Origin of the sequence: Streptosporangium sp. 'caverna' (assembly GCF_003203775.1) — a bacterium.
Classification (GTDB): domain Bacteria; phylum Actinomycetota; class Actinomycetes; order Streptosporangiales; family Streptosporangiaceae; genus Streptosporangium; species Streptosporangium subroseum.
In genome coordinates, this window is the sequence record NZ_CP029711.1 from 10,121,634 (window position 1) to 10,135,640 (window position 14,007).

A 14,007-nucleotide genomic window follows, 5' to 3' on the forward strand; every position below is an offset into this window, starting at 1 on the left:
GCTGTGCCGAGCCCTAGGAGAGCTTGCCGAGGCCGCGCGCGAGGATGGCGGCGGTATCGGCGATGACCTTGTTGTCGTTCAGGGCGCCGGCGGCCCGGCGGTTGGTGTAAATGGTCATGATCAGCGGCGCGGCGCCCTTGCCGGGCCAGACGACGGCGATGTCGTTCGCCGCCCCGTAGGACGTGGTGGTGCCGGTCTTGTCGCCGATGGTCCAGGTCGTGGGCAGTCCGGCGCGGATCCGCTCGTCACCGGTCTTGTTCGCGCGTAGCCAGCCGTTCAGCCGCGCGCGGTCCTTCGCGTTGAGCACGGTGCCGGTCGCGAGCCCGCGCAGGTTCTGGCCCATGGCCGCGGGGGTGGTGGTGTCCCGCTTCGCCTTGGGGGTCCACTCGTTGAGCTCGGTCTCCCAGCGGTCCAGGCGGGAGACCGGGTCCTTCAGCGAGCGGAAATACCTGGTCAGACCCGCCGGTCCGCCGATCTGCCTCAGCAGCATGTTGCCCGCGGTGTTGTCGCTCTGGGTGATGGCGGCCTCGCACAGCCGAGCGACGCTCAGCCCGTCCTTCACGTGCTTCTCGGTGACCGGCGAGTTCGCCTTCACCTCGCTCTGCTTCCAGTGGATGACCCTGTCCATCAGCCCCGGATCCGACGTGCGGGCCTTGTGCAGCACCGCGGCGGCCGCCGACGCCTTGAAGGTGGACAGCAGCGGGAAGCGTTCGCCCGACCGGTAGGTGACCGTCTTTCCGGTGGCCGTATCAAGGGCGTACGCACCGATGCGGCCCTTGAAGGACGCCTCCAGCGCGCGCAACCGCCGACGGGCCTCGGCCTCGCCGGGCGCCGGCGTCCGGAGCGCGTCGGGGGCCGCCTGACCGCTCTCCATCCCGGCCCCGGCCGTCCCGGTCCGCGGGGTCGCAGGACCTGCGGCCGAGGCGGTGTCCGTCCCGCAGGCGGCACCGCCCACCAGGAGGGAGATCGCCAGCGCGGTCGCTTTCAGCGCCGAGGGGAGACGGCGAGCGTGGGGATGTCGCATTCCATGTCCTTGCTCTCGACCAGCAGAAGGGGAGAGCAAACCAGACCGGCTTCATCGATGTCCAATATCGATATCAGTCAGACATTGATACCGATTTACTTATGATCGCAGTTCACGCCGTCTCCCGTCCGGCGTGCGCCATGCCGCCGGCGGGATGTTCCGCCGGTGCCTCCCGCCGCTCGTCGTGCCGGGATGAGGAGTCGAAAAACTTTCGAGGAAAGCCGTCACTGGATGTCGAGGACCCGGCGACGGCTCCGACTCTCAGGTGACAGCGCGCTTCGAGAGTGCGAGAGATACACGGAGACGGGACGCCATCATGGGCAAGCTCATCCACTTCGTACACCAGTCCCTCGACGGTTTCATCGAGGGACCGAACGGCGAGTTCGACTGGCCACGGATGGAGCCGGAACTGTCCGCCTACTCGCAGGAGCTGTCCGGCGGCGACAAGGTGTTTCTCTACGGGCGCGTGGTGTGGGACATGATGTCGAACTTCTGGCCGAAGGCCGAGCAGTACTCGACGCACGAACACACCCTGGCCTACGCCCCGATCTGGCGCGAGGCGTCCAAGGTCGTGGTCTCCCGCACGCTGGAGAAGGCCGACTGGAACACCCGGGTGATCGGCGAGAACGTCGTCGAGGAGCTGACCGCGCTCAAGGAGTCCGGCGTCACGCTGCTGATGTTCGGCGGTTCCGCGCTGGCCGCCCACCTCACGGAGCACGGAGTGATCGACGAATACCGGATCTTCGTCCACCCCGTGATCCTGGGCGGCGGCAAGCCGGTCTTCCAGGAGCAGAGCCATCGGGTCGGCCTCGAACTCGTCGAGTCGCGGATGTTCGACTCCCAGGTCGTGATGCTCCGGCACCGGCGTACCGCCGCGCAGGGTTAATCCTCGGGGCCCACGCGCGGGATCAGCCGCTCCCGGTGGGAACGGTGGAACGGCGAGAACGGTGAGAACCCAGTACAAGGACGCGACGGAGGAGTGTCTCCTGCCGGTTCCGGCGGCCGGTCTCGGGGATCGGGGTACAGCCGAAGGCGTACGGCTCGCCCCCGGGCTTCCCGGCGCGAGGGCGTAGGGCGCTCTCCCCCCGGGCAGACCTACCTCGGAGAGAGCTCACTCGTGGAAAGGCCCACGGCCGGAGGAGGGGCGATGCCGAGAACTTCGATGGTGGACGGATTCCAGCTCTGCTACGACATCGCGGGCGACGGGCCGCCCACCGTGCTGCTCCATGGCTGGCCCGGTGGCCGGAGCGACTACCGGCACGTGATCCCCCTGCTCGCGCCCACGCGCCAGGTCGTCGTCCCCGATCTGCGCGGGTTCGGCGGCTCCGACAAGCATCTCGCCGACCCCCGGGAGCAGTACGGCGCCGCCGGGCAGGCGCGCAGCGTCATCGGCCTCATCGAAGAGCTCCGGCTCGACCGGCCGGTGCTGGGCGGGTACGACATCGGAAGCCGGGTCGCCCAGAGGATCGCCCAGGACCGCCCCGACCTCGTCGGCGGCCTGGTCCTGTCTCCGCCCCTGCCGGGCATCGGCGAACGAATGCTCGGCGAACAGGCCCAGCGCGAGTACTGGTACCAGGCGTTCCACCAGCTGGCGCTGGTCGAGCAACTGATCGACGGCAGGCCCGAAGCCGTACGTGACTACCTGCTGTATTTCTGGTCGCACTGGTCCGGGCCGGATTTCGAGCCCGACATCGACCACCTGATGCCCGGCTACGCGGAGCCGGGAGGGTTCTCCGCCTCCATCGCGTGGTACCGCGCCGGTGCCGGGACCATCGCCGTATCGGCCGCCGAGCGGCAACCCGAGCCGGAACATCGCATCGCCACACCGACCATCGTGCTGTGGCCCGAGCACGACCCGCTCTTCTCCCGTGACTGGTCCGACCGGCTGGCGGCCTTCTTCAGCGATGTCGAACTGCGGCCACTCGACGGGTCCGGCCACTTCACTCCCCTGGAACGCCCCGAAGAGTTCGCCGACGCCGTGACGACGGTCGGCTCCCAGCGCCCTTAACGACGCGATCCCACGGCCATCCCGTCAGTCCTACAGAACACACAATCATCATTGAAGGCCGATTGTGGTGACGAACCGCCTACCGAACATGGGTGTGGTGCGGCACTCTTCGCTGAAGAGAGGTATGCATTTCCTCGGAAGCGGCCGGAGACCTAACTAACGACGAATCGTTATTTACCGGGGCAATGCGGAGGGCAGAAGGGGCGGGGTCCACGTGGCACTCGGGCGAGTAATGACAGCATTCCCCATCGGGGATACGGAAGACCGTGAAGACTCCGTCACCGACGCGACGGCGGAGCAGCATGACAAGGCGCTGGCCGTCGTGCAGCGGCTGTTGAAGGCCCGGGGAGTTCGCGCCTACGCCGCCCACACGATCGGCCTCAGGCTGCTCGGGACCGGCGGTCTCCATCCGCTGGGGGAGAGCAGGCGATACGCCCCCGAGCTGATCGTCCACAGCGGCGCGGGATGGGTGTTCGCCACGGTGACCGTGGGGGCGCGTTCCGGCTGCTACCTGGTGTCCCTGTGGAACGGCTTCGACCTTCGGACGGTCAAGCGCGAGCACCCGGAAAAGGTCGCGGACCTGATCCTCTCGATCCGGCCCGAGGAGAGGGCCTGAAGGATGTCGTGGCGGCGGACACCTCAGGCGGGGCGGCCGAGGGCGCGCAGCTGATCGGGAGTCAGCGTGGAGATGTCCTGGTCGATGGGGGTTTCGGAATACTGGTGAATGGCCCAGGACTTCCAGTCGGCGGGCGGGGTGACGATGCCACCGCTGTAGAAGGCCACCCAGAGGGGATACTGGGCCAGGCCTGCGCCGTAGGTGTTGGCGAAGTTCCAGCTGCTGTAGACCATCGGCTTGACGCCGGTCTTGGCCTGGACACGGGCAAGCCAGGCCTTGGCCCAGGCGTTGACCTCACTGACGGACCTGCCGTCGGTGGTCTCCAGATCCAGTGCCAGCAGATCGCCGGGCTTGGCGGGCTGCTGGTTCACCACCGCGAGGAAGAAGTCAGCCTCGGCGATCGGGTTGTTGGCGGGATGAGCAAAGTGATAGGCGCCGCGCACGATGCCCTTCTTGGCCAGCTGGCTCCAGTGCCGGGCAAATGCCTTGTCGCGAAAATCCAGTCCCTCGGTGGCCTTGACGATGCCGAATTTGGCCGGGCTGGCATCCCAGTCATGGTCCGCCTGGTAATTGGAGACATCCTGGCCGTAGGTCGACACCTCGGCGCGGGCCCCGCTGAGGGAGGCGGTCTGCCCCAGGTTGACCGGCGCGGTGAGCGCCCTGGCCGAAGTCTGAACGGCACCGCTCACGGTCGTCGCGGAAAGGCTGGAGGCCAGGGCAGGGCTGGCGGCGAGAACCGCGCCGGCGACAACGGTCGCACCCATCGCGGACATGAGGGGACGGGGAAAACGATATTTGGACATGCGGGGATCAACTCCTTGCTTCCATGCCGCCTACCGGGTTAGCTGACGGGTTCGGGCGTGGAAGTGCCCTACACGACGCCATGTGGAATGGGCCGCGATTCACCCCAGAAGATTGGGTCCCCGGCTCCGTGAACGCACGGACTCGGCAGCCGCGCTCATCCCGCGACGGAAATCTCTGCGGGACGAGACCACGGTCTCGGTAATGATCAGAGCACTATCCGCGCCACAATTTGGCTGAGGCCATAACTTGGCTGGATATACGTATGCCCGAGATCCCGAAGGTAAGCGATGAGAGTCGAATGATGCAAGGCATCGTCATGTCGGCCTAACGAAATCCCTTACGGCATAGGCCTTTGATGAACAAATCTTTTACCTTTGGCAGGTGGGTTCGGGGCCTCGGAAAGCCCCATTCGGCCTTGAGATGCCGAGGCCAAGGGTGTCACCAGATACGAGCGTGTCACCAGATACGTGTGAGTCCTGTACGACCAGGTCAGAGACGCCGTCAAGGGCGCCGGACGTGGCAGGGAACCGCCCGTTCCCGTCACGAGAACATGTTGATGCCGACCACCGCTGCCGCGGCCGGCTTTCCGAGCTGGGCGGTCGACCTCCTTTTGTCGAGTGGTGAATCCGGTACCGCAGGCACGGCGGCAGAAAGCCGGGAACCCGGGCCGTTCAGCCCCCGTCCCGGGCCACCGTGATCGCCTCGACGAACCGGCGATATCTGGACAGCTCCCCGTCCACGGGTTCCAGCACGAGCTCGCGGGCGACCTGATCAACGCTCGCGCGGAGCGCCTTGGCCGCTCTGCGCGCGCGGCGCCGGCCACCGAGCCAGGCCGCCACCCGGGAGAGCAACGCGATCACCAGCCCGAGGAGGACGCCGCCGATCAGCAGGAAGGTGGGCCAGGGCAGATCGCCCACGGTCGGCAGGAACGGCTGCGGAAGCCGCAGATAGTCCATTCCGACCAGGCCGAGCAGCCATACCCCGCCCGCGATCATGGCCGCGAGCACCAGCCACTGCGCCAGCCCGACCGCCCGCCACCATCTGGGCCGCCTGGAGACTCCGAGCGTGGTGGCGGCCACGGCCCGGTCCAGACCGTCCTCCAGCTCGTCTCCGTGTGACCGCGCGGCCTGCCGTACGGCCACCGCCCACGGCCTGGGCAGTCCCGCCGAGGCGGCCCCGGCGGCCTCCCGGATCGCGGTGTCCATGCGGGAACGCTGGACGACGGTCGTGGCGGGCATGGAGCTGCGTCCCACGGCCTCGCCGGAGCGCGGATTCGGGGAGGTGCCCAGGTGGAGGCGGCGGAGCGGGTCGGGGCGGAACCGGCGGATCCACCGGGTGATCGGCCAGCCGGTGGCCGCGACCGAGCGATGGCGATGGGCCTTGGCCACGGCCTCGACGACAACCCGCACCCCTGCCGCCTCCGACAGCGCGTCGGTCAGCGGCCTGGCCAGACGGTCCACGGACACCTCCGGCGGGTTCACCGGCGTCTCCGCGTCCGAACCGGAACCTCGACCGGCTCCAGACCCGGAACCGCGACCGGCTCCAGCCTCGGAGCCAGATCCACGACCAGAACCAGAACCGGAGTCGGAGACAGCGCCGGAGCCGGCCGGTTCACCCTCGATCTCCCGCGACGGCTCATCGGCAGGGCCCATGCCGCTGGACGCCCTGACGAGCGCGTCCGCGGCCGTGCCGACGTCGGCGGCCAGGCGGGTGGCCCAGGACCGCCGGTCGGAGACCCGGGAGGTGAGAAGGGAACGCAGCTCGGAGACACCGGCCCCGGTGCGCGTGGAGACCCCGACCACGGGCACCCCCGTCAGCCCGTCGTCGTCGAGCAGCCTCCGCAGGTCCTTCAGGCACCGCTCCACGGCGGCCGGGGAGAGCCGGTCGATCTGGTTGAGCACGACGACCATCACGTCCCGATGCCGGGCCAGCGGCCGGAGGTATCGCTCGTGCACGACCCCGTCGGCGTATTTCTGGGGGTCGAGCACCCACACCAGCAGATCGACCAGCTCGACGAGCCTGTCCACCTCCAGGCGGTGCGACAGCTCGATCGAGTCGTGGTCGGGCAGGTCCAGCAGGATCAGCCCGGCCGCCTCCCCGTCCGACGGATCGATCGCGCCCACCACCTCCCCGGTAGCCGGACGAGACGCGATCCCCACCTGCCCGCCGTTCCGCGTCCGCGGCGCGATCGCGGGAGGGACATCCGACACCTCGTGGCGGCGGGGGATCTCCAGCCAGTCGAGCAACGACCCCGCCCCCGTCCCCTCCCAGAGCGCGGCCTGCGCGATCGAGGTGGTCGGGCGGGTGACCCCGACCGTGGCGAGTGAGGTGCCGGACAGCAGGTTGAACAGCGAGGACTTGCCGCTCCCCGTGGCCCCGGCCAGCGCGACCGCGGTGTGGTCGACCGACAGGCTCCGCCGTACCCCGGCACGGGAGACCACCGAACGCGCTCCGGAGACCGCTTCGGCGCCCAACCTCCCGTCGGCCAGGTCCGCGGCCTGTTCCAGCCCCGCCAGCCTGTCGTCCAGCGACACCGACTTCTTGCGACGCAACAGCTTCACGCCTCGTCCGCCTCTCCACCGGTCGTGCGGCGAACGGCATCGGGGGTCCGGCCGCGCTCTCGTACGGCCTGCGGGTCGTCGGCCGGGGGTATGGACCGCGCCGGAGGAGACTCGCCTCCCTCGGGAATCGTGCCCTGACGGCCCTCCTCGGGAGGCGCGGCCCGATGCCCTTCGGGAACCGTGCCCTGGCGCCCCTCGGGAGGCGCGGCCCGGCGTCCTTCGGGAAGTGCGCCCTGGCGTCCGCCCTCGGGGAGAGCGTCCGGGTGCCCGCCCTCGAGAAGCGCGCTCTGGCGTTCTCCGACCGGGAGCTCACGCAGATGATCCCGTACGGCACGCGCGGTGGCGCGGAGGGCCGCGGCCGCGCCGTCGGGGGGCTCCACGGCGTCGAGGAGGACGGTGAAGCGGGTCGCCTCCTCGCCGAGGAGCGCGGCGACGCGGGCCCGCAGGTCGACGCGGGCCTTGACGGTGAGGGTCCGTACGGCCTGGTCGCCGAAGACGGCCTCCAGGAGTTTCTGGCTCAGCACGCTGGTGCCTCCGGCGATGCCGACCTCGATCCCGGTCAGGCCGCCGGTCGAGGCGAACACGGCGAGCATCAGCAGCAGCCCCGCTCCGTTGACCCCGAACGAGGTGACCCGGGCGGTGGTGCGCTTCTCCGCGCCCTCCTCCCTGACCAGTTCGAGCACGTATCCCTGCCAGGCCCTGACCGCCGCCTCCGCCTTCACGCGCAGTTCGGCCGAGGCCCGGCCGAGCCGTCCGACCGTGGCGACCCCCGCGTCGGCGAGCAGGGCGCGCCCCGACGGGTGCGACGACCACGAGTCCAGCAGGCGTTCGGCGGCGCTGTCGGCCGAGGACCTGATCAGCGCCTCCACCCCGCTCTCCAGCGCGACCCGCAGCTCGCTCTCGGGTGCGGGCCGCCCGGTGAACAGCGCCACGACGCGGTCCCTGAGCCGGCCCACCCGGCTCTCCAGCGAGCGCATCAGGTCTCCGGTGCCGATGAAGTCCTGCCAGCGGGCCAGCACCTCTCCCCGCAGCAGCGACCCGTCCAGCATGCCCTCGTCGAAGGAGCTCAGCCCCACGGCGTAGGAGGCGTCCGCCATCGAGCGGAGCTCCTTCGCCCCGGCGTGCTGACGGTCCACCGCGTCGGCGAGCGCGGGAACCCGGACGGCGAGGCTTCCCAGGGCGCCCGACAGGGTCTGGCGCACCACGTCGGCGCGGGACTGGGCGTCGGCGGCGATGGCGGTCAGCCAGTCGACGACCGGCTGGACCGCCGAGCGCGGCAGCCGGGCGTTCTCCTCGGGCAATACCAGCTCGGGCACCTCGAACAGCTCTGTCCCGCCCAGCCCGTTGACCTCCAGCAGTCGGGCCAGGTCCTTCTTCACCACGCCCAGGGCCTCCGGCGGAACCCGGGACAGGATGACGGCCAGAGCCGTGCTCCGCTCCCTGGCCAGGCGGAGGAAGCCCCACGGAACCTCGTCCGCGTAACGGGCGGCGGTGGTGGTGAACAGCCAGAGGTCCGCGGCGGCGAGCAACTGGGCCGCCAGCTCGCGGTTGGCGGTGACGACCGAGTCGATGTCCGGAGCGTCGAGCAGGGCCAGCCCCGGCGGCAGGATCGAGGAGGTGACCACCCGGAGCGTGCCCGGCTCGCCCCTGGCGCTCCCCGTCACGCGCGGCAGGCCGGGCAGGACGTGCTGGGCGCCGAACCATTCGCGGTCGGCGAGGTTGGTGACCAGGGTGGGGGCCAGCGTGGTGGGCCGCAGGACGCCGGGCTCCGAGACGTCCTCGTCGACCAGGGAGTTCACCAGCGTGGACTTGCCCGCCCCGGTGGAGCCGCCGACGACGGCCAGCAACGGCGCGTCGATGACGCTCAGACGAGGGATCAGATAGTCGTCGAGCTGGCCCGTCAACTCGCGCAGCGCCCGCCGGTCGGTCTCGACATTGCCGATCGCGAGAGGGAACAGATCACGGTCGAGGTGCTGTCGCAACTCCCGCAGCGCCCCAAGCAAACCATCGTTCCCACTCATAGGATCGATCCTGCCCGCCCGGAAGCCCCCTATACGTGAAATGGCCCCACCGCTCGACCGGGTTACGGGGGCGAACTCGGTAAAGCGGTGGGGCGTACCCCCGGCTCTCACGTGGGGCTACACCGAGCTCGTCTCCCCCGCAGCTGGAGGCGAGCCCGAGCCGACCTCGCGGATCCGGGGTGATCGGGGGTTATGCGAAGCCCATTGGAACATCTGAAACTCAGCGTCACATCCGGCAAAGCTGAGTATCAGCTGAAAATTCAATCACTATGCGGCTGTCGCAAGACATATCCCACTCCACGGAGGGTGTGGATAAGTCGCGGCTCAGCCGTGTCGACTTTCCTGCGGAGGTAGGAGACGTAGGACTCCACCACTCCGGCGTCGCCACCGAAGTCGTAGTTCCAGACGTGGTCCAGGATCTGCGCCTTGGACAGCACCCTGCCGGTGTTGACCATGAAGTAGTGCAGCAGCTTGAACTCGGTGGGCGACAGCCGCACCGCGACGCCCGACCGCCACACCTGATGCGCCTCCTCGTCCAGCTCCAGGTCGCCGACCTGCAGGCGGGTGGGGAGGTCGAGATCTCCTCTGGTACGGCGGAGCACGGCCCGGATCCGGGCCAGGACCTCTTCCAGGCTGAAGGGCTTGGTCACGTAGTCGTCGGCCAGGCGCAGGCCGGCGACCTTGTCGTCGGTTCCGTCTCTGGCGGTCAGGAAGACCACGGGCATCTGCTCGCTCATCTCCCGCAACCGCCCCGCCACGGCGAACCCATCCATGTCGGGCAGCATCACGTCCAGCACGACCAGGTCGGGACGGATCCGCTCGGCGAAGTGCACGGCCTCCCGGCCGTCCGCCGCAGTCACCACCTCAAACCCGGACATACGGAGACTGGCCGAGAGTAACTCCCTGATATTCGGTTCGTCGTCCACAACCAGCAATCGGGCCTCAACTCTGTCCAGCACCCCCTGAGACTCGCTCACCCCGCTGGAACGTAGCTCAGCCATGGCTGAACGTTTCCTGGGAAAACGTTTCCCGAAAAAAGTCTTCAGAGAGCCGGGTGCTCACCGGCGACCACTTCCCTCGTCGAGCCGGGGGCTCACCGGCGACCGCCTCCCTCATTGATCATGGTCGCGGTGACCGAACCGTCGTCGGCCTTGGCCCCCTGGACGGTCACCGTGCCACCGGGCTTGAGGTCGGCGACCTTGCCCTCCTTCGCGAGCCGCACGGCCGTCTCACCGGTGGTCTTCACGGTGACGACGGACCCGTCCATGGTCTGGACGTAGACCTTCTCGCCGTCCACCTTCTGTACGGTGCCGACCGTCAGCCCGCCGAAACCGCCCTGCCGGCCCCCGAAACCGCCCTGGCCGCCCTGCCGGCCCTGGCCGCCGCCACCCTGCCCCTGAGCGCCCTGAGCTCCCTGGCCGCCCTGCCTGCCTGCGAAACCACCGCCGCCGGCACCGCCGCCCTGCCGTAGCGCGGCGCCCGGACCACTGGGCGCGTCCGAGCCGCCCATTGCCTTCTGCGCCTGGATGCCCACGATCACCCCGGCGACGAGCATCACCCCGGCTGCGAGAACCACCGTGAGCGTGGAGAAACGTCGCCGCGGCCGGGCCGCCAGCTCGTTCTCCAGGTCACCCGCGAACGGGGAGGTCTCCAGCAGCTTCCCGTTCGAGACCGTCTCGTCCTTGTTGTCGCCCATGTCCTTCTCCTTGCCTAAGCCGTACAGGGCACTCGCGTTGTGTAAGCCGTACGGGCCGCTACTCGTGACGCAGGGCCTCGATGGGCCGGAGCTTGGCCGCCCGGTTGGCCGGGTAACCGCCGAAGAACAGGCCGATGCCCACGGATACGCCGAGGGCCAGCGCGATCGAGGAGGGCACGAGCACGGGTTCGATGCCGGCGATCGAGAACCGGGTGCCGACAAACGCGATCACGACCCCCGACAGACCGCCCACCAGGCTCAGCACCGTCGCCTCCAGCAGGAACTGGCCGAGGATGGCGCTCCTGGGCGCCCCGATGGCCTTCCTGATGCCGATCTCCCTGGTCCGCTCGGTGACGGTGACCAGCATGATGTTGGTGATGCCGATCCCGCCCACCAGCAGGGATATGCCGGCGACCGCGCCGAGCAGGGCGGTGAAGATGCCGACGGTCGAGCTGACCGTCTCCTGCAGGGTGGCCTGGTTCAGGATCCGGTAGTCCGCGGTGCTCGTGGGGGTGATGCCGTGCCGCTGGTCGAGGACCGCGGTCACCTCGGCCTGGGCCGAATCGGTCGTGTCGGAGCCGGTCGCCTGCACGACGATCGACCCCAGCGGGCCGAATCCGGTCAGGCTCTGCTGTACGGCGGGCAGCGGCACGATGGCCACGTCGTCGGCGTCCTGCGCGCCCACAGAGCCCGACTCCTTGAGCACCCCGACCACCGTGAACGGCACCCCGGAGACGGCGATCTGCTTGCCGATCGGGCTCGCCGTGCCGAACAGCTCGTCGGCCACGGTCTGCCCGATCACCATGACCTTCCTGGCGGCGAGCACGTCGTCGTTGACGAAGTAGGCGCCGGTTCCGACGAGCTTGTTCGTCGCCTCGAAATAGCTCGGGTAGGTGCCCACGAGCTGGGGAATCGTATGGCTGACGCCCTCGTAGACCGCCGTGGCCGAGGACGCGGTCACCACCGGGGACACGCTCCTGACCGACGGCGCCTGCTCGTGGTCGGCCAGTGCCTTGGCGTCCTCCAGGGTGAGCTGCCTGGCCTGCGTGCGCGGCCCCGTGTTCTGCCCGCCACCGCCACCGCCACGGCCGCCGCCGAATCCGCCCCCGCCGCCGCCCCCGGCGAAGGACGCGGAGATGGTGAGGGTGTTGGCGCCGAGCCGCTGGATGCTCTTCTGGATGGTCTGCGAGGCTCCCTCGCCGAAGGCGACCAGCAGGATCACCGCCGCCACCCCGATGAGGATGCCGAGCGTGGTCAGAAAGCTGCGCAGCTTGTTGGCGGACACGCCGCGGAGCGCGAACCGCAGGATCTCAAGCCGGCTCACGAGGTGACCTCCAGCATGCGCGGCGGGAGACCGTCGGCCGGGGCCTGACGGCGGTCCTCGACGATCCGCCCGTCCACCAGGCGGATGACCCGCTTGGCGTGCGTGGCCACGTCGTCCTCGTGGGTGATGATCACAATTGTTCTGCCCGACCCGCTCAGTTCGTCGAGGATCGCCAGCACGTCCCCGGTGGACTTGGTGTCGAGGTTGCCGGTCGGCTCGTCGGCGAGCAGGAGGGCGGGCGAGGTGACCAGCGCCCTGGCCACGGCCACCCGCTGCTGCTGGCCTCCGGAGAGCTCGTTCGGCTCGTGGTGGATTCTGTCGGTCAGGCCGACCTGCTCCAGGGCCGCCAGCGCGCGGGCCCGCCGCTCGGCCGCCCCGACCCCGCCGTACGCCATGGGCAGCTCGACGTTGGCGAGCGCGCTCATCCGGGGAATGAGGTTGAACGACTGGAAGACGAACCCGATCTTCCGGTTACGCAGGACGGCGAGCTGGTGCTCGTCCAGCGCCCCGACGTCGGTGCCGTCGATGAGGTAACGACCGGAGGACGGCACGTCCAGGCAGCCCAGGATGTTCATGAGCGTGGACTTGCCGGAGCCGGAGGCGCCCATGATGGCCACGTAGTCGCCGCGTTCGACGGTGAGGGAGATCCCGCGCAGGGCGCGGACCTCCGCGTCTCCCTGGCCGTACACCTTGATGATGTCCTGGACGGAGAGGACCGGGGCGGTCATCGGCCGAATCCGCCCGCGCCGCCGCCGGCACCGCCGCCGCCGAACCCGCCCCCGCCACGGCCTCCACCACCGCCGCCTCCGCCACCGCCGCCGAGGCCGGGGAAGCCGCCCTGCTGGGTGGATCCGGTGGCCGCCGGGCGGATGAGCTGGTCGCCCTCCGCGACCCCGGACTTGATCTCGGTGAGCGCATCGCCCTTGATCCCGAGCTCGACCTGTACGGGCACCTTCTTGCCGTCCTGAAGAGTGGTCACGGTGCTCCGGCCGCCCACAGTGGAGATCATCGTGGAGGAGACCGCGAGCACGTCCTCGGCCTCCTCGACGACGATCTTGACCGTGGCGGTCTGACCGAGCCGGACCTCTTTCGGCACCTTGGTGAAGGAGATCGTCACCGGATACTGGACCACGTTGTTGTTGGTGGCGGCGACCGGCTGGATCTGGGTCACCTTGCCGACCGCGGTGACACCGGTCAGCGCGTCGAATCCGATCGAGGCGGCCTGGCCCACCTTGAGCCTGGTGATGTCGGACTCGGTGAAGTTGCCGACGAGCTGGAGCTTCTTGGTGTCGGCGAGTTCGACAAAACCGGTGGAGCCGCTTGCCGCACCGCTGGAGCCACCGGCGCCGCCCGAACCGCCGGCGCCACCCGCGCCTCCGGAACCGGACGCCTTCGCGGATGAACCGGAGGAGCCGGATGAGCCGGACGAATCCCCGGCCGCGCCGTTGACCGCCGTGACCGTACCGGCGAACGGCGCCTTGATGACGGTGCCCGCCACCGCGCGCTGCGCCTCCCGGTAGGTGTTCCTGGCGGTGACGTACTGGGCGTAGGCGGCGGCGGTCGAGGTGTCGTCGTCCGCGGAGTCGAGAGCGGCGGCGGCCGCGTCCAGGCTCTCCGACGCTGAGGCGTCATCCAGGCGGGCGAGGATCTGCCCGGCGGTGACCTTGTCCCCGACCGCGACGTAGACCTTCTCTACCGTGCCGCTCGAGCCGAAGTTGAGCGACCGCGTCTTCGCGCTGGCCACGGTTCCGGAGGCGGACACCGAGGCGGACACCGTTCCGCGGGTCACCGGTACGGTCCGCACCGCCGCGTCGGCGGTGGAGGCTCCCCCTCCGACTCCGAGAGAGGAGTAGGCGATACCCGCGCCGCCCAGCAACAGGACACCGAGGGCCCCGTTCAAGATCAGCGCTCTGCGCTTGGTGGACAACTTCACAGCGCCCGACATTGGCCTAT

General features: G+C 69.5%; 12 protein-coding genes and 1 riboswitch. Of the genes, 3 read left to right on the top strand and 9 right to left on the bottom strand.

Annotated features, from left to right (window positions below; translation table 11 throughout):
• Positions 1-13: 13 nt before the first annotated feature.
• The gene (gene bla / locus DKM19_RS43715) at positions 14-1,024 is read right to left on the bottom strand and encodes a class A beta-lactamase (protein ID WP_110704466.1); all 1,011 of its coding nucleotides are present in this window, start codon (positions 1,022-1,024) and stop codon (positions 14-16) included.
• Between the two features lie 316 nt (positions 1,025-1,340).
• Here bla and DKM19_RS43720 point away from each other — a divergent pair, with 316 nt between their 5' ends.
• The 3 genes from DKM19_RS43720 (at position 1,341) to DKM19_RS43730 (ending at position 3,648) form a co-directional block, all read left to right on the top strand.
• Positions 1,341-1,910 carry a dihydrofolate reductase family protein gene (locus DKM19_RS43720; RefSeq protein ID WP_110704468.1) on the top strand — a complete coding sequence of 190 codons (570 nt, stop codon included), beginning with the start codon at positions 1,341-1,343 and terminating at the stop codon, positions 1,908-1,910.
• Positions 1,911-2,171: 261 nt separating this feature from the next.
• Positions 2,172-3,032, top strand: a complete 861-nt coding sequence (locus DKM19_RS43725; RefSeq protein ID WP_110704470.1) for an alpha/beta fold hydrolase — start codon at positions 2,172-2,174, stop codon at positions 3,030-3,032.
• 232 nt (positions 3,033-3,264) lie between these two features.
• A complete protein-coding gene (locus tag DKM19_RS43730; protein WP_110704472.1) occupies positions 3,265-3,648 on the top strand; it encodes a hypothetical protein in 384 nt (127 codons plus the stop codon).
• Between the two features lie 23 nt (positions 3,649-3,671).
• Here the strand turns inward: DKM19_RS43730 and DKM19_RS43735 are convergent, their stop codons facing one another.
• The 8 genes from DKM19_RS43735 to DKM19_RS43770 all read right to left on the bottom strand — a co-directional run bounded on the left by DKM19_RS43735 (position 3,672) and on the right by DKM19_RS43770 (position 13,987).
• Entirely contained in the window at positions 3,672-4,451 is a 780-nt protein-coding gene (locus tag DKM19_RS43735) for a glycoside hydrolase family 25 protein (protein ID WP_110704474.1), read from the bottom strand.
• Positions 4,452-4,463: 12 nt separating this feature from the next.
• Positions 4,464-4,609: riboswitch (cyclic di-AMP (ydaO/yuaA leader) on the bottom strand.
• Between the two features lie 514 nt (positions 4,610-5,123).
• Positions 5,124-7,013, bottom strand: coding sequence for a GTPase family protein (locus DKM19_RS43740; protein ID WP_110704476.1), 1,890 nt, complete (start codon positions 7,011-7,013; stop codon positions 5,124-5,126).
• Positions 7,010-9,034 (bottom strand): GTPase domain-containing protein, encoded by a 2,025-nt coding sequence (locus DKM19_RS43745; RefSeq protein ID WP_239513916.1) that lies wholly within the window; start codon positions 9,032-9,034, stop codon positions 7,010-7,012. Before DKM19_RS43745 ends, DKM19_RS43740 begins: the two co-directional genes overlap by 4 nt.
• A 260-nt stretch (positions 9,035-9,294) precedes the next feature.
• Entirely contained in the window at positions 9,295-10,035 is a 741-nt protein-coding gene (locus DKM19_RS43750) for a response regulator transcription factor (RefSeq protein ID WP_089211909.1), read from the bottom strand.
• A gap of 92 nt (positions 10,036-10,127) precedes the next feature.
• A complete protein-coding gene (locus tag DKM19_RS43755) occupies positions 10,128-10,730 on the bottom strand; it encodes a hypothetical protein (protein WP_204358494.1) in 603 nt (200 codons plus the stop codon).
• Between the two features lie 58 nt (positions 10,731-10,788).
• Positions 10,789-12,054, bottom strand: a complete 1,266-nt coding sequence (locus DKM19_RS43760; RefSeq protein WP_110704478.1) for an ABC transporter permease — start codon at positions 12,052-12,054, stop codon at positions 10,789-10,791.
• Positions 12,051-12,782 carry an ABC transporter ATP-binding protein gene (locus tag DKM19_RS43765; protein ID WP_110704481.1) on the bottom strand — a complete coding sequence of 244 codons (732 nt, stop codon included), beginning with the start codon at positions 12,780-12,782 and terminating at the stop codon, positions 12,051-12,053. The genes DKM19_RS43760 and DKM19_RS43765 overlap by 4 nt, the downstream gene beginning before the upstream one ends.
• The gene (locus tag DKM19_RS43770; RefSeq protein ID WP_110706405.1) at positions 12,779-13,987 is read right to left on the bottom strand and encodes an efflux RND transporter periplasmic adaptor subunit; all 1,209 of its coding nucleotides are present in this window, start codon (positions 13,985-13,987) and stop codon (positions 12,779-12,781) included. Before DKM19_RS43770 ends, DKM19_RS43765 begins: the two co-directional genes overlap by 4 nt.
• Positions 13,988-14,007 lie beyond the last annotated feature (20 nt).

What these genes read in the sequence shown, in the direction of transcription:
- DKM19_RS43745 (WP_239513916.1), bottom strand. Translation starts at nt 9,034, where the DNA reads ATGAGTGGGAACGATGGTTTGCTTGGGGCGCTGCGGGAGTTGCGACAG.
- DKM19_RS43725 (WP_110704470.1), top strand. Translation starts at nt 2,172, where the DNA reads ATGCCGAGAACTTCGATGGTGGACGGATTCCAGCTCTGCTACGACATC.
- DKM19_RS43765 (WP_110704481.1), bottom strand. Translation starts at nt 12,782, where the DNA reads ATGACCGCCCCGGTCCTCTCCGTCCAGGACATCATCAAGGTGTACGGC.
- DKM19_RS43735 (WP_110704474.1), bottom strand. Translation starts at nt 4,451, where the DNA reads ATGTCCAAATATCGTTTTCCCCGTCCCCTCATGTCCGCGATGGGTGCG.
- DKM19_RS43750 (WP_089211909.1), bottom strand. Translation starts at nt 10,035, where the DNA reads ATGGCTGAGCTACGTTCCAGCGGGGTGAGCGAGTCTCAGGGGGTGCTG.
- DKM19_RS43755 (WP_204358494.1), bottom strand. Translation starts at nt 10,730, where the DNA reads ATGGGCGACAACAAGGACGAGACGGTCTCGAACGGGAAGCTGCTGGAG.
- bla (WP_110704466.1), bottom strand. Translation starts at nt 1,024, where the DNA reads ATGCGACATCCCCACGCTCGCCGTCTCCCCTCGGCGCTGAAAGCGACC.
- DKM19_RS43730 (WP_110704472.1), top strand. Translation starts at nt 3,265, where the DNA reads ATGACAGCATTCCCCATCGGGGATACGGAAGACCGTGAAGACTCCGTC.
- DKM19_RS43720 (WP_110704468.1), top strand. Translation starts at nt 1,341, where the DNA reads ATGGGCAAGCTCATCCACTTCGTACACCAGTCCCTCGACGGTTTCATC.